Origin of the sequence: Streptococcus halitosis, from assembly GCF_023147855.1 — a bacterium.
Lineage (GTDB): Bacteria > Bacillota > Bacilli > Lactobacillales > Streptococcaceae > Streptococcus > Streptococcus halitosis_B.
On sequence record NZ_JAHXOP010000002.1, the window covers coordinates 180,598 to 199,422 of the forward strand.

General features: G+C 39.5%; 18 protein-coding genes and 1 pseudogene. 11 read left to right on the forward strand and 8 right to left on the reverse strand.

The features are described from left to right. Window positions 1-14: 14 nt before the first annotated feature. From KZX55_RS05330 to KZX55_RS05350, 5 genes and pseudogenes are all read right to left on the reverse strand, one after another. Entirely contained in the window at window positions 15-821 is an 807-nt protein-coding gene (locus KZX55_RS05330; protein WP_248025434.1) for an ABC transporter substrate-binding protein, read from the reverse strand. Between the two features lie 228 nt (window positions 822-1,049). Further along, window positions 1,050-1,679: an ABC transporter ATP-binding protein gene (locus KZX55_RS05335; RefSeq protein WP_000593107.1), complete on the reverse strand. Its 630-nt coding sequence runs from the start codon at window positions 1,677-1,679 to the stop codon at window positions 1,050-1,052. After that, the gene (locus tag KZX55_RS05340) at window positions 1,676-3,784 is read right to left on the reverse strand and encodes a bacteriocin-associated integral membrane family protein (RefSeq protein ID WP_248025436.1); all 2,109 of its coding nucleotides are present in this window, start codon (window positions 3,782-3,784) and stop codon (window positions 1,676-1,678) included. Before KZX55_RS05340 ends, KZX55_RS05335 begins: the two co-directional genes overlap by 4 nt. Before the next feature lie 54 nt (window positions 3,785-3,838). Then, window positions 3,839-4,117 (reverse strand): annotated as a pseudogene (locus tag KZX55_RS05345) (lactococcin 972 family bacteriocin); the annotation flags it as partial. Window positions 4,118-4,307: 190 nt separating this feature from the next. After that, window positions 4,308-4,928, reverse strand: a complete 621-nt coding sequence (locus KZX55_RS05350) for a hypothetical protein (protein ID WP_061407542.1) — start codon at window positions 4,926-4,928, stop codon at window positions 4,308-4,310. A gap of 572 nt (window positions 4,929-5,500) precedes the next feature. Here KZX55_RS05350 and KZX55_RS05355 point away from each other — a divergent pair. Beyond that, entirely contained in the window at window positions 5,501-6,364 is an 864-nt protein-coding gene (locus tag KZX55_RS05355) for a helix-turn-helix domain-containing protein (RefSeq protein ID WP_248025440.1), read from the forward strand. A 51-nt stretch (window positions 6,365-6,415) separates the two neighbouring features. Here KZX55_RS05355 and KZX55_RS05360 read toward each other — a convergent pair whose 3' ends face one another. Beyond that, on the reverse strand, window positions 6,416-7,027 hold the full coding sequence (locus KZX55_RS05360) for a LysM peptidoglycan-binding domain-containing protein (protein WP_248025443.1): 612 nt from the start codon (window positions 7,025-7,027) through the stop codon (window positions 6,416-6,418). 241 nt (window positions 7,028-7,268) lie between these two features. Here KZX55_RS05360 and sdaAB point away from each other — a divergent pair, with 241 nt between their 5' ends. The 3 genes from sdaAB to KZX55_RS05375 are packed head-to-tail and all read left to right on the forward strand — an operon-like array spanning window position 7,269 to window position 9,478. After that, on the forward strand, window positions 7,269-7,940 hold the full coding sequence (gene sdaAB / locus KZX55_RS05365; RefSeq protein ID WP_033584754.1) for an L-serine ammonia-lyase, iron-sulfur-dependent subunit beta: 672 nt from the start codon (window positions 7,269-7,271) through the stop codon (window positions 7,938-7,940). A gap of 8 nt (window positions 7,941-7,948) precedes the next feature. Beyond that, window positions 7,949-8,821 carry an L-serine ammonia-lyase, iron-sulfur-dependent, subunit alpha gene (gene sdaAA, locus KZX55_RS05370; RefSeq protein WP_242746408.1) on the forward strand — a complete coding sequence of 291 codons (873 nt, stop codon included), beginning with the start codon at window positions 7,949-7,951 and terminating at the stop codon, window positions 8,819-8,821. Window positions 8,822-8,848: 27 nt separating this feature from the next. Next, the gene (locus KZX55_RS05375; protein ID WP_109289570.1) at window positions 8,849-9,478 is read left to right on the forward strand and encodes an HAD hydrolase-like protein; all 630 of its coding nucleotides are present in this window, start codon (window positions 8,849-8,851) and stop codon (window positions 9,476-9,478) included. 91 nt (window positions 9,479-9,569) lie between these two features. On the opposite strand, the gene KZX55_RS05380 is transcribed toward KZX55_RS05375, so the two are convergent. Then, on the reverse strand, window positions 9,570-11,420 hold the full coding sequence (locus KZX55_RS05380; RefSeq protein ID WP_001035719.1) for a polysaccharide biosynthesis protein: 1,851 nt from the start codon (window positions 11,418-11,420) through the stop codon (window positions 9,570-9,572). A gap of 75 nt (window positions 11,421-11,495) precedes the next feature. Continuing rightward, window positions 11,496-12,326, reverse strand: coding sequence for a glycosyltransferase (locus tag KZX55_RS05385; RefSeq protein ID WP_248025445.1), 831 nt, complete (start codon window positions 12,324-12,326; stop codon window positions 11,496-11,498). Window positions 12,327-12,547: 221 nt separating this feature from the next. Between KZX55_RS05385 and KZX55_RS05390 the strand changes: the two genes are divergently transcribed. The 7 genes from KZX55_RS05390 to KZX55_RS05420 all read left to right on the forward strand — a co-directional run bounded on the left by KZX55_RS05390 (window position 12,548) and on the right by KZX55_RS05420 (window position 18,793). Continuing rightward, window positions 12,548-13,714, forward strand: coding sequence for a CynX/NimT family MFS transporter (locus KZX55_RS05390; RefSeq protein ID WP_248025447.1), 1,167 nt, complete (start codon window positions 12,548-12,550; stop codon window positions 13,712-13,714). Window positions 13,715-13,979: 265 nt separating this feature from the next. Continuing rightward, entirely contained in the window at window positions 13,980-14,447 is a 468-nt protein-coding gene (locus KZX55_RS05395) for a hypothetical protein (RefSeq protein WP_238566353.1), read from the forward strand. A 408-nt stretch (window positions 14,448-14,855) separates the two neighbouring features. Further along, a complete protein-coding gene (locus KZX55_RS05400; protein ID WP_248025450.1) occupies window positions 14,856-16,349 on the forward strand; it encodes a gliding motility protein in 1,494 nt (497 codons plus the stop codon). Between the two features lie 42 nt (window positions 16,350-16,391). Next, window positions 16,392-16,811, forward strand: coding sequence for a hypothetical protein (locus tag KZX55_RS05405; RefSeq protein WP_021164616.1), 420 nt, complete (start codon window positions 16,392-16,394; stop codon window positions 16,809-16,811). 150 nt (window positions 16,812-16,961) lie between these two features. After that, window positions 16,962-17,288, forward strand: coding sequence for a PadR family transcriptional regulator (locus tag KZX55_RS05410; RefSeq protein WP_000273860.1), 327 nt, complete (start codon window positions 16,962-16,964; stop codon window positions 17,286-17,288). Next, on the forward strand, window positions 17,275-17,868 hold the full coding sequence (locus tag KZX55_RS05415; RefSeq protein ID WP_084872364.1) for a DUF1700 domain-containing protein: 594 nt from the start codon (window positions 17,275-17,277) through the stop codon (window positions 17,866-17,868). Before KZX55_RS05410 ends, KZX55_RS05415 begins: the two co-directional genes overlap by 14 nt. Further along, window positions 17,861-18,793, forward strand: coding sequence for a DUF4097 family beta strand repeat-containing protein (locus tag KZX55_RS05420; RefSeq protein WP_248025455.1), 933 nt, complete (start codon window positions 17,861-17,863; stop codon window positions 18,791-18,793). The genes KZX55_RS05415 and KZX55_RS05420 overlap by 8 nt, the downstream gene beginning before the upstream one ends. Window positions 18,794-18,825 lie beyond the last annotated feature (32 nt).

The following is an 18,825-nucleotide window of genomic DNA, read 5'->3' on the forward strand; positions in this document are numbered from 1 at the left end:
TCTCTTCCTTCTTTCTATTTTTCGATAGAGGCTTTAAAAGCATCGTCAATCAATTTGTCCAATTCCCCAGAATCCTTCAACTTCTGGATGGTTTTGTCAACCGCCTCTTTTAATTCTTTACTGTCTTTTTTCATCGCAACAGCGTAGGAATCTTCTGTAGCATTGTCAAAATCAAACTCAGCGATGGCTAGGTCTGGATTATTCTCTACGAATCCTTTCGCCACTGGTTCCTCAAAGATAACCGCATCTAGTTGCCCGGATTTCAAATCTGTTATCAAATTTCCATTTTTAGGAAGTGAAACGAGAGAAGCATTCTGCAAGGTTTCTTGGGCCAGAGTCTCCTGGATAGAACCTTTCTGCGCTCCAACCTTTTTCTGAGCCAAATCCTTGACTGATTGGTAATTCGTTAATTCAGATTTTCTTACGATAACCTTATTTTTCGAAGTGTAGTAGGGAATTGAAAAATCGTAAACTTGACTTCTCTCCTCCGTTTTAGAAACACCTGATATGGCAAGATCGGCCTTGCCCGAATCAAGACTAGCCAGTACATTGTCAAAACTCATTGGAGAGAATTCCACTTCTACACCCAGTTCCTTTGCGATGGCTTTGGCTAGCTCAACATCTGAACCTACAATCTGATTTTTCCCATCGACTAATTTCTGGTATTCAAATGGAGCAAACTCTGGATTTAAGGCTACCACCAATTTTCCTTTCGCCTTAATGGCTTCAACACCTTGGGATTGAGTGTTACTACAAGCAAATAATAAGGGAAACATAAGCAAACCAAACATCGTCATCAACACCTTCTTCACTTTATTCATAGAAAAGCCTCCTTTTATTTTTATACTTTATTATTGTATAAATAATACTCTTCTCATCCTCGTTTGTCAATAGAAAACTGTATTTTATTTCATTTTAATCAAGAAAAAGCTTATTACATGATATATTTTTACATATAATAAGCTTATTTATACTATTTAATTTTTTAAAAATACAATTGTCCAATTACAAGTAAGATGAAGAGATCAACGAACTCTCCACATTCTCTTTCACAATTCAATAACTCGATGGCATTGTTGAGCCACATAGGCATCGTGGGTAACGATAATGACCGTTTTACCTTCCTTGTTCATATCTAAGAGAAAGTTCAAAACCAAATCTCGATTTTCAGAATCTAGAGAACCGGTTGGTTCATCTGCTAAAAGGAGCTGGCTGGGTTTTAAAATGGCTCTAGCAACTGCGATTCGCTGCTGTTCTCCTCCAGATAACTCTGAAACCTTTTGATGTAGAATTGATGGCAACCCCACTCTCTCTAAAATTTCTTCTATCTTTTTGACTTTGTCCTTCTTGGATAATTTTACATACTTTAGAGCGAGCATGAGATTATACTCTACCGTTTCATTATCAATCAGAGCAAAGTTTTGAAACAGATAGGAGATATGTTCGCGGATAATCGCTTGCGACTTAACAGAATTGACAGGTACATTTTGCTGACCGAAAATTTCATAATGTCCACTGTAATCGCCATCTATCAAACCCAAGAGATTTAACAAGGTTGACTTGCCACTGCCACTTTTTCCAACAATGGCAACTAAATCTCCTTGGTTAATTTTTAGAGATAAGTTCTCCAAAATAACTTTTTCCCCAATGGTTTTCGTAACATTTTCCAACTTTATCATAAGTGATCCCCTTTCAATAACTGCACTACATTTCGTTTTTCCATCTTAGAGCCCAAGAAAAGTACAAACAGAATATCTAAGCCTGTAAATCCTGCGAAAAGCAAGAGCGGGAACAGTGCCTGTGTAAAGAATAGCAGGACTATAAAAGGGAAGCTATATACCAACAAGAGAATCCTCAAGAAAGAACGATACCGATCTATCAATTTCCAACCCATGAACTTCTTGGTAATAATATCTGTTCGCTTCAATAAGAAAGTTGTTGCTAGTAAGAAGTAGGAAATCATCATACTAAGAAGGCCAACCAAAGCAAAGAGTATGTTGAAATTCCGAACAGCATCTCGATAAGAATCTACTTTCTCTTGTTGAATGGCTTGAATAGATGAAAATTTTAAATAATTCCCATCTGATAATTTCTCAACTAACGCTGTCACCTCTTTTTGGTGTTGAGCCGTATTTTCGATTTTAATCGGGTTATTTAAACCTGTTGTTGACAGGCGAGCTTTTTCATCCCACATCATATCAGAATCATTGACCAAGCTAATAATTGGATTGTAGAGATTTTCCTTTCGCTTATCACTATATGGAAAGAACGACCAATCTCCTTCATAATAGGCAATCTCGACATCCATCTCCTCTATCGTTCGTTTTTGCTGCTCTTCATACTTCATCGAAAGATAGGCAATTAATTTCCCCAAGAGCTGATTTTTATCTTCTTCACCTTTCGTACTTGCTGGCATCAAAATAACTTTTTTTGCGCCGGTATCTGGTAACTTGAATCCCTGACTTTCTAAAAAATGACGATTGGCATAGTAAACAGTTAGCATATCAGCCAGTTGATACCGCTGCACTTGTTCTGCAGTGGCAAAATTTTTTATAGGCAGGTTGCTAGTTTGCACATAGCCCGCCTGCGTTTTTTCTACCAAATCCTGATAAAATCGATAGAAATAATCTACTGCCTGCCCTGAGCCTGCCAACTGCTCTTGCCACAGGTTATCATTGAGTTGGAAAGTTTCCAAGGTCAGATAATTTCCTTGACTGATCCACTGTTTCTGGTAATCCAACTCTTTGTTTTCTTGCTCCAAACTTTTTCCTACCCCAACTAGCAAGACTGTCAGTAAAATAGTAGTTCCAATTTTCATCAAATAATTAAAGAGTAGACCAAATTTGAAAGATGAAAAACTTTTCAGCAGAGAGCTGATTGTCATTTTTTGGATTAAGAGGTAAGTCAACCAACTGATAAAGAGATAAAGTTGCAAAAGCAAAAAATGCGACAACCATAACATAGGGAACAAATCTTTTGGCTTGTAATCAAGCAAGAAAAACACTCCTAGATTGATCACAAGCGCTCCACCTAGGAGGAGGTAAAGGTTGCCTTTTACAACATCAGCTAAAACAGCCCTATCTTGAAAACCAAGTAATTTTTGTACCCCAACTCTTTTCATTTCCATCATCGGCTGATACACTGTTACTAAGACAAGAAGCAAAATAGCCAAGACAAAAACAATGGCAGATAAGAGCAAATCTCGATTTATGACTTCCACTGCACTTTTATAGGTCGGCTCTAGCAAGGTAGCCTGGTCTATCTTGAAAAAATCGCTCCATTTCTGTACAATCCTATCCTTGTCCATCTCTTGTGTAGAAGTTATCGTATAGCGACCATTTAAACTACGAGATGTATCCTTGATATAGGTTTGAAAAGTCATAAGCTGAATAGGCTTGGCTTTTAGAAAAGTCGGAATCGTACCAAGTTTATTGGAAATTTCTTTATTACTGTAAACTCCCTCACCATCTGTGGTAAAATCAAGAGAAGAAATCCCAAACTCTTGGTAGGGGAAGGTATCTTTATCAAAAACACCAGACTTGACCACCTCATCACCACTGTCTGTTTTGATAATGGAGACTTTGTACTCCTTTGATACATCCTCAAAAAATCGAAGAACAGATACTGCAGGTTCATTAATATCTTTCAAATACAAATCCAAAGAATCTACAGTCTTTCCCATTTCCCGAATCCGCACCACTTCTCGTGTGTAGTTTATATTAAAAACAAAAAAAGTGGTACACAAAAGCAGGAGTAACATACAGAAATTACTGATTTTTTTCATAAAGATACCTCCAATAAAGTTCTCCCTCTCCTAATAGGAGAGGGAAAATTCCACTTAAAATCCATAGAAATATTCTAATCCTGTTGGCGGAATCTTTGTGAGGGAAGCTTGAGCCCAAACCTAGGGAGCTTCACGCTCCTTAGAGATTCTACTACCATGTCGGACCGTTGCTGTATGAGATCGAGTAGAATGTAAATAATCAGAATATCCAAAAGTTCCTGTCCAACCTACTCCATAATTCCATTGACCACCATCAACCCATACTGCTAAAGCATTTGTAGTAGCAAGCAAACCGCATGCCATTACGGTTGCTACACCATTTTTTTCATATTTGCTTCATATTATACAGTATTTTCAGAAAAAAAGATAGAATTATTCATTTGTAAACATCGAAGTTCTGTTCTTTAAACAAGATTGATTATAACATTTTTTGAAGAATACAAGGGAGTCCCATATTGACTCCCTTGATTTGAAAAATATTTTAACTATTATCTTTATTCTTAAAACTAGAAATTGTAATATATTACCACATTCGTTTGATTTCTTCTCTATAAGCGACCTTATATCTCATTGCTGCATCATAGTAAAAATGGTAACAGTATTTGTAAAATTGATACCCTTTTCGATAGTATCTGTTTAGTTTTACATACATGCCCGGAGCTCCTTGTCCTAATAAGGCATCTAATATTGAACCAATACCAATCGCAGGGGTTAAATAAGGGATTAGAGCAGAAATAACACCTAGCAATACTGTACGACCTCTATTTTGAAAGTCAATATTATAAGTATGTGTATCAAGATAATACCAAGTAGTAGCTGATCTCGCCATAACAGGCTGTTCAGTTGACTGCTCTTCATCTTTACTTACTTGAACCATACTATCAAATTCATCTGAGGTTAGTTCTAAGACCCCATCAATAAAAACATTGTGTTCGTCATCAATATATACTTTTGACACCGTTCCATCTTCGTTTGTGATTGCTAGATTATGTGAATCTACAACACGAACATACGACGGATTGGATTGAAAATCAGACGTTGTCAAATTAGATTTGCTATTCATAGCAGATTCTAAAGCTAAAGCCGTTGGAGAGAATATATTAAGAAAAATTATGGTCAAAAGAAACAGAGAACATTTTTTCATTTTGCAAACCTACTTTCTTATAAAATATTTAATGACAACATAACTAATAGGGAATGTTAACAGTATCAAAAATATAATTTGAATCTTATAAATATCTGGTTGAAAAAATGAAATATAACAACCCGTCAACAACAATCCCATGAAAACGACACCAAAAATAAAATCAACTATATAGTCATTTTTATTTCTTTTCAAAAATATCACCTCCTAGCACTATACAAATCTAACACCAATTGGCTAATGATAGCACATTACGTCTCTATATGTCGTAAGCTCCCTCCTCTCTTGATTAAATAACTAGCGCATTATATTGGCCAATTCCACGGAAACTGTGAAGCTAAGGTGACCAAGAATGCAAAAAAGACCAAAAAGCGAAATACTTTTTCATCCATAATGTTTCTCCTATCTTTTTATAGCTATATTATAACTCTTTTTCTTAACGCCAAAGATCTTTGTTTGCTTTTTCACAAAATTATCTTAGATCTTTATTTTACTTTTTCTGTCTTTATGATACAATATTTTTAATCAATTTCTATTTTTTGTTAACTTTTTTCACAAATAAGGAGGAAATCATGCGCTACGATTTTGGAAATGTTTATAAAGAAATCCGTGAGTCAAAAGGGTTAACTCAAGAGGAGGTCTGTGGGGATGTTCTCTCAAGAACCAGCCTATCAAAAATCGAAAGCGGGAAAACAACTCCTAAATATGAGAATATGGAGTTTCTTCTCCGACAAGTCAATATGAGTTTTGAAGAGTTTGAATATATCTGTCAACTTTATCAACCAAGTCAACGCACAGAAATTATGCAAACCTATCTCAATATGAGCTCAATCCTAGGGACTAGTGAACTCGAAAAACTATTTCAAAAATGTCAAGACTACCTCAAAACTCACCACGACCTCCCTATAAAAGAGATAAGAGATATGCTAAAAATTGTTATCTATATCCGCCAAAATGGGACTAAAAAACTGTCAATCGAAGTTAACAATACTGTAAAGAAGCTATGGAAGAAGATAGAAAAGCAGGACACTTGGTACGAGAATGACTTAAAAATTCTCAATACCATTCTCTTTACCTTTCCTATAGAGCATATCCATCTCGTCACTGGAAAAATCTTGCACCGCTTAGAAGTCTACAAAAACTATCAACATTTATATGACTTGCGAATGGCAATTCTACTCAACCTCTCCACCATTTACTTATACAATCAAGATAGAAATATGTGTAAACAAATATGCTATACTTTACTAGAAGATGCCAAGAACAAGAAAAGCTACGATAGGCTTGCTATCTGCTATGTCCGTATTGGGATTTGTACGGATGATTCTAAACTTATCCAAAAAGGTTTCTCCCTTCTGGAACTAACCGATGAAACCTCCATGCTATCTCATCTCAAAAAAGAAGTAGAGACCTATCATCAACCAAAGGAAATATAAAAAAGTCGAGGGATTTCCTCGACTTTTACATATTTTTCTGTTAGCTAGATCTTAATACCAACCGTTGTTAAGCCAGAAGTTCTTGGCAGCTGTCCATGAACCATAACGTCCTGCAACGTAGGCATCTGCTACACGTTCTTGGTTTTCAGCTGAGTAGTCACCGTTCAAGTATGAATCTGTCAATTGGTAACGTCCGATGTATTGGCCGTTTGTAGCTGTGTAGCTACCACCTGATTCTTTTTGAGCGATCCATTCTTTGGCTTCTGCTTCAGAACCACTTACAGTAGAAGCTGCTGCAGTGTTGCTTTCTGCTGCTGGCGCTTCATAAGTTGTAGTTGCAGTTGCAGCTGGAGCTTCTTCAACTGTTTCTGTAGCTACTGGAGCTGTTTCTTCCGTTGTTGCTGCTGGAGCTGTAGTAGAAGCTGTTCCTTCGATAACCAAAACTTGGTCAACATAGATAAGGTGAATATCTTTGATATTGTTTTTTGCTGCTAATTTTTCAGCAGTCGTGTTGTACTTCTCAGCGATTTCTGAAAGAGTATCACCTGATTTAACAGTATAAGTTACAGTTTCTTGCGCAGATGCAAGAGCTGGGGCAAAGAAAGCAAGTAAAGTTGCTACTCCTGCGATAGTTGTTTTGATTTTTTTAGTTGTTAATGACATATCTAAAAATTCTCCTTCCATTGAATATATCTATGATACCTTTTAAATGTTACCGTTGTTTAACGGTTATATGTAGAAATATTACAAAAATGTTTTATATTTACCGTTTTAAGGAGGTTTTTGTCACAAAAGACCTTATTTTATACCATCTTTAATCATTTTGAGCTTTTGATAAGGGAAACAAGCGCAGAGGTCCATTCTTTGATATAATAGTTATAAGAATCTTTATAAGGGGAAACAGATGCAATCACTTCGTTTTCAATCTGTCTTTGATATTATCGGACCAGTCATGATTGGCCCATCAAGTAGCCACACAGCTGGAGCTGTTCGTATTGGGAAAATCGTCTCCTCCATCTTTGACGATACGCCAACAGAAGTCGAATTCCAATTATTTAATTCATTTGCCAAGACCTACCGTGGTCATGGAACTGACCTTGCTCTCGTCGCTGGTATTTTAGGTATGGATACGGACAATCCCGACATTCCAAATAGCCTTGAGATTGCCCATAAACGCGGTATCAAGATTGTCTGGACCATTCAGAAAGACAGCAACGCTCCTCACCCTAATACCACTAAAATTACTGTGAAGAATGAACACAAATCCATCAGTGTGACAGGAATTTCCATCGGTGGAGGAAATATCCAAGTTACGGAACTTAACGGCTTTGCTGTCTCTCTCAACATGAACACACCAACCATTATCATCGTGCATCAGGATGTTCCAGGTATGATTGCCCATGTTACTGAAGCCCTCTCTCGTTTCGATATCAACATCGCTCAGATGAATGTGACTCGAGAAAAAGCTGGAGAAAAAGCCATCATGATTATCGAAGTCGATAGTCGAAGTTGCGAAGAGGCGATTGAAGAAATCCGAAAAATCCCTCATCTCCACAATGTCAATTTCTTTAAGTAGGAGGAAACATGTTTTATTCTATCAAAGAATTGGTTGAGCAAGCAGATCTAGACTTCCAAGGAAATGTCGCAGAACTCATGATTGCGACAGAATATCAACTAACCGGTCGGGAACGTCCAGAAGTTCTCCTTCTCATGGAACGCAATCTAGAAGTCATGAAAGCCTCTGTCGAGCTCGGTCTCAGTGAAAACAAATCCCGTAGTGGCCTAACGGGTGGAGATGCGGCCAAACTAGATCGCCATCTCAAAAGTGGCAAGGCCTTGTCTGACTTTACCATCCTATCAGCAGCCCGTAATGCCATCGCGGTCAATGAACACAATGCGAAAATGGGTTTGGTCTGTGCCACTCCAACCGCAGGAAGTGCTGGCTGTCTGCCAGCCGTTCTAACTGCTGCTATCCAAAAATTAGATCTTAGTCACAAAGAACAGCTGGATTTCCTCTTTGCTGCTGGTGCCTTTGGACTAGTCATCGCAAACAATGCCTCTATCTCAGGTGCTGAAGGTGGCTGTCAGGCCGAAGTTGGCTCTGCCTCTGCCATGAGTGCCGCAGCCTTGACCTTGGCTGCAGGTGGGACCCCCTATCAGGCTAGCCAAGCTATCGCCTTTGTCATTAAAAATATGCTGGGCCTCATCTGCGACCCCGTCGCTGGTTTGGTCGAAGTTCCCTGTGTCAAACGAAATGCCATGGGGGCTAGCTTTGCCTTTATCGCGGCTGATATGGCCTTGGCAGGTATCGAGTCTAAAATTCCTGTTGACGAAGTCATCGATGCCATGTATCAGGTCGGATCAAGCCTCCCAACTGCCTTTCGTGAAACGGCCGAGGGTGGACTCGCCGCCACACCTACTGGTCGTCGCCTACAAAAAGAAATCTTCGGAGAATAAGCTTATCTATATCTATTAGGAGAAACTATGCCCTCTATCTCAGCAATCTTTTTTGATCTAGACGGAACCCTGGTTGACAGTTCCATCGGAATCCACAATGCCTTTACCTATACCTTTGAACAACTAGGAGTTCTAAGCCCCGATGCCAAAACCATCCGTGGTTTCATGGGACCACCACTTGAAAGTAGTTTTGCAACATGTCTTCCCAAGGAACAAATCTCGGAAGCCGTTCAAATCTATCGTTCTTACTACAAGAAAAAAGGGATCCACGAAGCCCAACTCTTCCCCCGAATAACGGAATTACTCCAAGAACTTTCACAAAACTACCCTCTCTACATCACTACAACAAAGAATACTCCTACTGCTCATGATATGACTAAAAATCTGGGAATCCATCATTTCTTTGATGGCATTTATGGTTCCAGTCCTGAAACACCTCACAAGGCTGATGTCATCCGTTATGCCTTGCAAACGCATCGACTCCCTGCAGACCAAGTCCTTATCATCGGGGATACCAAGTTTGATATGATTGGAGCCCAAGAAACTAGCATTAAAAAGTTTGCTGTTACTTGGGGATTTGGAGAAGAGGCTGATTTGCTCAGCTATCAACCTGACTGGATTGCCCATACCATTGACGATATCATTAAGCAACTGTAAATAATACAACGATTTGAAATTACAGAGTAAAAAGGCCAAGGTCCTGTACAAACAGAACCCTGGCCTTTTATTTATAATTAGTTGGGTGCTCTTACTCAACGTGAGTTGTCTCATTTGCAAAGGAAATAATTGCTTCTTTGAGCTCATCTCCACTGAGTGAACGGAATTCTTCAATCTTTTGATCGATGGCTTCTAGAGGCATGACGTTAACCTTACCAACGAAAATCTTATCCATGACTTGGTTATCAACCAATTCGGTCGAAACCAAGAGTTCTTCATAGAGTTTTTCGCCTGGGCGAATACCGACTTCAACGATTGGAATTTCACTTTCTGTGTGCCCGCTTAGAAGGACCATTTTCTTAGCCAAGTCGTAGATCTTAACTGGTTTGCCCATGTCAAGGATAAAGACTTCTCCGTCCTTAGCATAAGCACCAGCATGGATGACCAGACGGCTAGCCTCTGGAATAGTCATGAAGTAACGTGTCATACGGAAGTCTGTCACCGTTACAGGACCACCTTCAGCAATCTGACGTTCAAAGACAGGAATCACACTACCACGGCTACCAAGAACATTCCCAAAACGAACTGCACAGTAGGTTGATTTACTACGTTGGTTAAAGCCAGTAACAATCAACTCTGCCACGCGCTTAGTCGCACCCATAACATTCGGTGGATTGACCGCCTTGTCAGTCGAAATCATGACCATCTTAGGTACTTTGGCCTCATCAACAGCCTTGGCAACATTGTAGGTCCCGAGGATATTGTTCTTGAAGGCTTCTTTTGGATTGCGCTCCATCATTGGAACATGTTTGTGTGCTGCAGCATGGTAGATGATAGCTGGTTTGTACTGTTCAAACACTTGTAAAAGACGATCATAATCCTGAATATCTGCAATGACAGGAACATAATCAATCCCTTGGAATTTACGAATCAACTCATGATAAATAAGGTAGATTGAATTTTCACCATGTCCAAGCAAGACGATACGCTCTGGGTTGAAGCGGCTAATCTGGCGACAAATCTCCGAACCAATCGAACCACCAGCTCCTGTCACCAAGATGGTCTTACCTGTAATTTCTGCACCCAAACGTGATTCGTCAAGGCGAATTTCCTGACGGCCCAAAAGGTCTGTGATATCAATTTTTTGGAAACCACTACCCGATTGATGTAAACCTTGAACAACTGTCTCAACTTTAGGCATCTTGTAACATTTGACACCTAATTTATTACACATCTGCAAGATACGTTCATACTCTGATGGATCAAGCGAAGGGATTGCTACGATAACACGCTCGATTTGGTGACGTTTGGCCAATTCAGGTAGATTGTCATAAGAGCCTAGGACTGGGATTCCACCTAGTTTTTGCCCTTTTTTCTTTTCATCATTGTCCAAAATCCCTACTATCTCAAGCTCACTGGTTGGATGTTGGTAGCTATTCATAAAGAGGGCACCACCATCTCCCGCACCAATCAAGAAGGTACGGCGATGCTCTCCATCTCCACTACCCTTTTTACGTTTAGAATAAATCAACTGCCAGGTGATGCGAGGAAGCAAGATGAGGAAGGTACTCAACAAAATGAAGAGCACGATGAAACGGATAGAAAATAATGGAAGAAAGGCATAGCAGATTCCATAAGAAAGAACACTACTGAGTGTCACTCCAAAAAAGATTTTCATAAAATCCGTAATCTTACTGTAGCGACTAATACTAGCATTCAGCCCCCAAAATGCAATTATGATTTGATAGAGAAGGAAGGCTAAAAGAGTGTAGATCACATAGTCCACAGGCGCAGGATTTATTAGGCCGTAAAACAAGATATAAGACACGATGATGGAAACCACCATACTCAGAATATCAAATATCCCCCAAAATACTTGTTTTTGCTGTTTATTTAAAATTTCAACCAGATCAATCACGTAATCTGTTAGTTTTTTATTCATAGGAATTTACTCCCCCTTAAAAGAGTCAGATGATACTATTGTTATGATAACCCGAATCGTTCAATCTATCAGGTCTTACTTGCTCTTTCTTAAAAGTTTGACAAAGATAAACTGACGTACAAAGCCTGGACAAAGTGCAACAATGGTCTGAATGAACATACTTTTAGCATATTCCATGTAAGAAATTTGCCCTCGCTCCAGCATCCGTTTGCGAGCTTGACGGTAGAATTTAAGGTAACGCAAGCCACCTCGACGCTCGAACATCCCTGCACCTACACGAACCTTACACAAGATTTGATCTAGGTTGCCAGTCTTGGCACCTGCCGTAATCATATTGAGCCAAAGGAGATCATCCTCCATGTAAAGCCCGTCTTCGTAGTTGCCCGCCTTGAGGACCATGTCCTTTTTGAACATGACTGTCATATGGTTAAAGGCGCTTCTCATTCTCTGATAAGCCACAATGTCTGCGTGCTGAGTTGGAACACGACGATAAGACACAATCTCATCTGGATTATCAATAAACTCTGCAGTCTGCCCACCTAAGAGATCGAGATTTTCTTTCTCCATTAGTTGAAGCTGTTTCTCAAAACGATCCGGAACGGCTAAATCATCCGTATCCATGCGGGCAATAATGTCATACTGGCACTGCAAGACACCGTAACGAAGAGCCAATCCTAAACCTTGATTTTGCTCTACGGGGCACCGTTTCACTGGAATGTCTGACTGAGCTTCCACTTCATCTAGCACCTGATAGAGCTCAGGCGTGAGGGGCCCATCCTCAACAAGAACAAGTTCACTCGGTTTCAAGGTTTGATTTTGAACACTTTTGATAGCATCTCTCAAAAACGTCGGGTTTTCCTTTACATAGACCGACATCAAGACGCTGATTTTTTGCTTTTCAGGCACCGTTTTTCTCCAATATATAGATTTCCTTCCACTATTTTATCACAAATTTTCTCACTTTCCTATTTTTATATCAAATCAAGGAAAATTCTAGTAAAGAAATGTATCTCCTTTCACTCTATTATCGCTTAAATCAATCGAACTTTCTTGGCTGTCATTACTTGACATTATATAGAAAAAAACTTAAAATAAGCTGTTATTAAAATCATCCTATCGAGGTTTTTATGAAAAAACAATCGCTCTTTTTTGTTCTAGGAATTGTCTTAATCGGGACCGTTTTACGTTCTCCCTTTACTGCTCTTCCAACCATTTTAGGAGATATCGCTCAGGGACTAGGAGTTGAGGTTAGTTCTCTTGGGATTTTAACCAGTCTCCCTCTCTTGATGTTTGCTCTTTTCTCGGCTTTTGCGAGTCGCTTGGCACAAAAAATCGGGTTGGAACATCTCTTTACTTACTGTCTTCTCCTCTTAACTATTGGCTCTGTCATTCGGATTTTCAATCTTCCCCTTCTCTATCTGGGAACTCTGATCATAGGAGCGAGCATCGCTATTTTCAATGTACTCCTCCCAAGTATGATCCAGGCAAATCAGCCTCAAAAGATCAGTCTCCTAACAACCCTCTATGTCACTGCCATGGGGGTTTCAACTGCCATCGCTTCTTATCTATCCGTCCCTATCACCCAAGCTAGTTCTTGGAAAGGCCTCATCCTCGTTCTCAGCCTTCTATGTCTGGTCACTCTGCTAATCTGGTTGCCAAATCATCGCCACAACCACTATCTAGAAGGCCAAAAAGAAAAGCAAGTCAAAGAAAATATTCTAAAAAGTAAAGATGTCTGGGCCATCATTATCTTTGGTGGTCTTCAGTCCTTGCTCTTTTATACGAGCATGACCTGGCTGCCAACAATAGCCATTAGTGCTGGTCTTTCTAATAAAGATGCGGCCCTCCTCGCTTCTATCTTCTCGCTGATCAGCATTCCTTTTTCAATGACTGTTCCAAGTCTGACGACTCATCTGTCAGACGGCCACCGTCGAATCATGCTAACAATTATCTCTATCGCTGGGATGACAGGAATTGCCATGCTCTTGTATCCAAGTAGCAGTTTCCTCTACTGGCTAGTCGTCCATCTCTTGATTGGAACGGCCTGCAGTGCCCTCTTCCCCTACCTCATGGTTTGCTTTTCACTTAAAACCAGTTCTCCTGAAAAGACAGCTCAGCTATCAGGACTAGCGCAAACAGGGGGCTACATCTTAGCAGCTTTTGGTCCTACCTTGTTTGGTTACAGTTTTGAACTTTTCCAATCTTGGGTTCCAGCGGTTCTTGCCCTTCTAGCCATCGATATCATCATGACTATCTCACTCTTTATGGTGGATCGGGCGGATAAGATCCTTTAATTATTCTAAAATCCATCACAGCTATAAACAATCCAAAAGCTAGACTCTGTCTGGCTTTTTTCGTTGACTGACTATTCAGAATATCGCTTCCAATATCATGACAGCTGCACTTGATAGACTAGTTAGTGAGGAGAAAAGTGATATAATTATATAAACAACCTAGACAAAGAAATACTCTTTTATGAAGGCAAAGAGGGTATACAACTGCAACCAAAACAACAAGGGCTTCCCTTCGAATAAAATACTGACAGGAAGAATGATACAGATGGGTCTTCTAACAGACAAACAAATAAAATACGGTGTTGATTACTTTCATCAAGATGAACCGCAGAGCAAGTGCATTATTGAAGTGTCGGAGTACAAGGGAGAAAGTACACTGACAATCAACTGCACTCAATTAGGCGATAGCTTTACCCCTCAATATAAAACTGCAAAAGAAAAGAAGCGTGTTATCCAAGAGTGGTGTGATTTTTTAACTTACAATCCGACAGCATTTACCGAACTGACATTTTGTACGAGGATGCCTCAAGAATTATTTGATGCTGTTTGCGCCCAACAAAATCTTAGAAAACTACATATAGAATGGGGTGTTTATCCAGATATTTCTAAGATTGCGAATCTGACTAATCTCGAATATTTGCATCTGGGTTCTGGATCCAGTGTTGAGAGTATCGAGCCGATTGCTAAATTAAACAATTTACTTGCTTTATCCGTGGAAAATTTTCAAAAATAGACGACTATAGTCCGTTTGCAAATCTGAAAAAGCTAGAAAGTCTTTCAATCGAAGGAGATTGTTTTGCGCCTAAAAATATCCATGTAGATTCTTTTGATTTTCTTAATGAGATGAAGCAATTAAGATATTTTAATTTTTTAGCTGGGATACTAAAAAGCAAGGATTATACTCCGATTTTAAATCTTGAAAATATAGAGCACTTAACACTTAAGCCATCCAAGGAGCTCAAAGACCTCTATGGCGAGATAAGGAAACTGCCAAAATTGAAATACGGTTCCTTGGTCGATAAGCCGGAACTTTATCTGAAATAGAAATTTTCAATGACGCCTAACTGTTCTAGGCGAACAAGAAAGCCGATAAATTTCTGATAGTCAAATAGCAAGCTTGTAAACCAGAAGGAGGAAAAATATGCTAGCAAAAGCTGGAGACGTCTATTGTGTTTATAATAACTATCTAAAAAAATATACAGCTTGTCAAATTACAAAGATAGAAGAAAATGATAAGAACCCAAAGGCGGTCATACTTTCATTGGATTGGTCGGGAGAAGAGCCTCTGAAAGAGGCAGAATTATCTTCTTTACAACCACTTTATAAGGACTTTATGTACTGGAACCGAGGGATACATCTATCGAATGTTGATGTGAATGTACCGACAAACTATACTTTTGTTGGAAATGTTACTCCTTTAACTGATGAGAGTACAAATTCATACGCAACATGGGGAAACGGTTATGAGGTCTACAGACAGCTGAAATGGCAGGAAATACCGAAAGAACAGAGAGATGCATTTAAGGAAGCAGATAAGAGCGAAGAAAAAGTCATCTTTGCAGGAGAGGAGTGTGGCATTTCCAAGCGCCGTTTGAATGATGAGTGGAAACCTTTTGAAGATGCAATGGAATTAAAGGTTTTTCCTTGTTTGACTCATCTAACATTAAACAAATGGCACAAAAATTTATATGAGTATTTGCAATCCACTCCTTTTATTTCTGAACTGGTTCTCGAGAACCATAACCAAACAAAACTGGATTTCTCAAAAACATCAGTTTGTACGCTTTCCATTGATATGACAGATGTAGAAGAACTTATCTTAAATGACGGTTTGGAGCAACTTATTTTATTGGGAGAAATAAGGAAAGATTGTAACATACAGGCGAATGGAAACGAACAGACATTGTTGTTACAATGTGATAAAGTGATTCCTAAGTTGAAAGGATTGCAAGCTTTAGGGAAATTACATGTTATCAAAATCGAAGAACTCGATATTGAGGAAGTTTTGAACGCATATCCAAAACTTACAGAGTTAAGATTGTGGGGAAAACCGGGAAATCTTCTTCATTTTGATACATTATCAGAGTTTAAAGAGTTGGAAGTCTTGACAACGATGGACTTGTTTGGTTTTACCGCAGAAGATATTCCTAGACCAGATAGCCTTCCGAATTTGCGTAGATTTTGGATGAATAGTTTACCTGAAGATGCAGCTAAAGTAGCAAAGAAACTTTATAAAAAGCGCAAGGGAGAAGGACTTGATCTTTGGGTCACAAAACCGAGAAAACCGGAATGGCTAGCGCAAAACTTGGACAACCCATTTCGTTCATGGGACGGACAAGAGAATATTACACCTGCCAATGCCAAGAAAGCGGCAGCCTTATATCGAAAGACTCGAGCCGGTATGGTAAAGCTCGTTGAAAGTTCACCTGATGAAATGATGCAGGGAGCCACAGAGTTGGTAAAACTCTATACAGAAGGCTTTAATAAAATGGATAAAGGGAAGTATTTCATCGAAACAGTCGAGAGAGAAGATATTTATACTGCACTTGATGACATTTTAGATTTAATCCCAGCCGAATTCAATATCGATAAAGAAAATCTTTTGAATTTCTTTGATGAGTTAAAAGATTTTTAGATAGAAAGTTTGCTTAAGTCAATGTTTGAACCGGAGGCCATTATGAGTCGCTTTATACAAAATATCACAATAGAAAATCGGCAAGTCGACAGGGAAAATTTGTTTGCCATCGGTTATTGTCCAGAAATAGCAAAACATCTACTGTGTGTTCATATCTCTTGGATTGCAGGCTACGACCGCTATTATGAGTTGGATGAAGGTGATAGAGCTCTCTTTGAAATCGATCGAGAAACATTTCTCAAAAAATATGAAAAAGAAATCAAGGCACATCTGACTGAAAGAATGATTGGTGCAGGGGCGTTGAGGGATTATGATTTTAGATGTTTGCCTGATGACATCCTAGAAAGATTGGACAAATACCCTCCATTTGAAGGCTATACCTATCAAGATGGCATACTCCGTGCCAGAATCAAGATTGGAGACAAGTATTTTAATCTTCCGCCGCTTCTAGATGCACAATAAACTATAATCCTCTAAACTTCTAGTTTATACTAGGAGTTTTTTATATGTAAAATTTTTACACATATTTCTTGACAGGGCTTTCAACTTGAGATACAATATATTTGAAAAGAGTATATATAAAATTTTTATATAATATAAAGGAGGTTTCTCATGTACTTCCCAACATCCTCTGCCTTGATTGAGTTTCTCATCTTGGCTGTACTGGAGCAGGGGGATTCTTATGGTTATGAGATTAGCCAAACCATTAAACTCATCGCCAATATAAAAGAATCTACGCTCTATCCCATTCTCAAAAAATTGGAAGCCAGTGGCTTTCTGACCACCTACTCTAGAGAGTTTCAGGGGCGTATGCGCAAATACTACTCCTTGACCAATCGGGGCGTAGAGCAGCTCGTTACTCTAAAGGAAGAGTGGACGCTCTATACCGACACCGTCAACGGCATCATAGAAGGGAGTATCCGCCATGACAAGAACTGACTATCTGACTCAGTTAGAAACCTATCTCCATAAACTACCTGAAGCTGACCGCATCGAAGCTATGGACTACTTTAAGGAACTATTTGACGATGCAGGTCCAGAGGGCGAAGAGGAACTCATTGCCAGTCTGGGAACTCCAAAAGAAGCTGCCCATGATGTCCTCTCTGATCTTCTCGATAAAAAGGTCAATGAAGCCCCTGCTCAAAAGAATGACCGCCAACTGCTACATATTGCCCTCCTGGCTCTGCTAGTAGCTCCTATCGGAATTCCGGTCGGAATCGGCATCCTCATGGCCATCATCGGTATTTTTATCGCGGCTGTCTCCGTCATTTTAGCCTTTTTTACCGTCTCTGTAACGGGTATCCTGCTAGGTGGACTTTTTATCATAGAGAGCTTTAGCGTCCTAGTCGAAGCCAAATCTGCCTTTATCTTGATTTTCGGGGCTGGTTTGCTTGCTATCGGTGCTTCTTCTCTTGTTCTATTAGGCATCTCCTATGTAGCTCGTTTCTTTGGCCTCCTGGTCGTCCGCTTGGCACAATGGATTCTTAAAAAAGGAAAGAGAGGTGATAGACATGCGTAAATTGACAAAAGGATTTCTCATCTTTGGTGTGGTTTCCACGATCCTCGGTTTTATCATGATCATTGTAGGCGCGCAGTCCAATGGTATTCAAAGTTTGCTTGCCATGTCAAAAGACCCCGTCTATGACAATCGTATCGAAGAAGTAACCTTTGGAAGTGAAGTGGAAAAACTTGATCTAGCCCTTGAAGAACACAGCCTAACCATCACAGAGTCTGTAGATGACAAGATCCATATCACCTATCATCCTTCGGTGTCTGGTCGTCACGATTTGACTACTGGTATGAGTGACAAAACACTGAGCGTCACTGACAAACAAGCCTCCCAACATCGTTTTCTCGGTTCAGGAATCGAAAGCCTACTTCGTATCGCCAGCAACTATTCTAATCGTTTTGACGAAGTCGTTCTCTCTCTCCCTAAAGGAAGAAAGCTGCAAGCTATCACCGTCTCAGCCAATCGTGGACAAACTAATATTCGTCAAGCCAACCTTGAAAATGCAACCATCAAAATAAAAGGCTATCTCTTAAGACTAACAGAAAGTTCTATCAAGAACAGCACATTAACGGCACCTCATATCATCAATATCTTTGATGCCGAATTGACAGATAGTCAGGTCAAGACGGAGGGAGCACACATCTATGCTGAAAATATCCAAGTTCACGGCAAGGTCGAGCTAGAGGCTTATTCAACTCTACAACTCATTCTCTCCCAGAAAGAGACCGACCGTATCAATCTAGAAATTTCTTCTCAGCATGGCGGTATTTATTGTAATGCACAAAGAGAACACCCTAGACAAAAAGAGAATGAACTTGCCAACCCCTACAAGACAGACAAAGCAGATGCTAAGGATATGCTCATTATAAAAGCCAATCAGGATATCTACCTACCCAAGGAAGAAGAATACTCTGCTCCACCTAGAAACCATTGACAAAAACGCTTTCATCTGCTAGTCTAAAGATA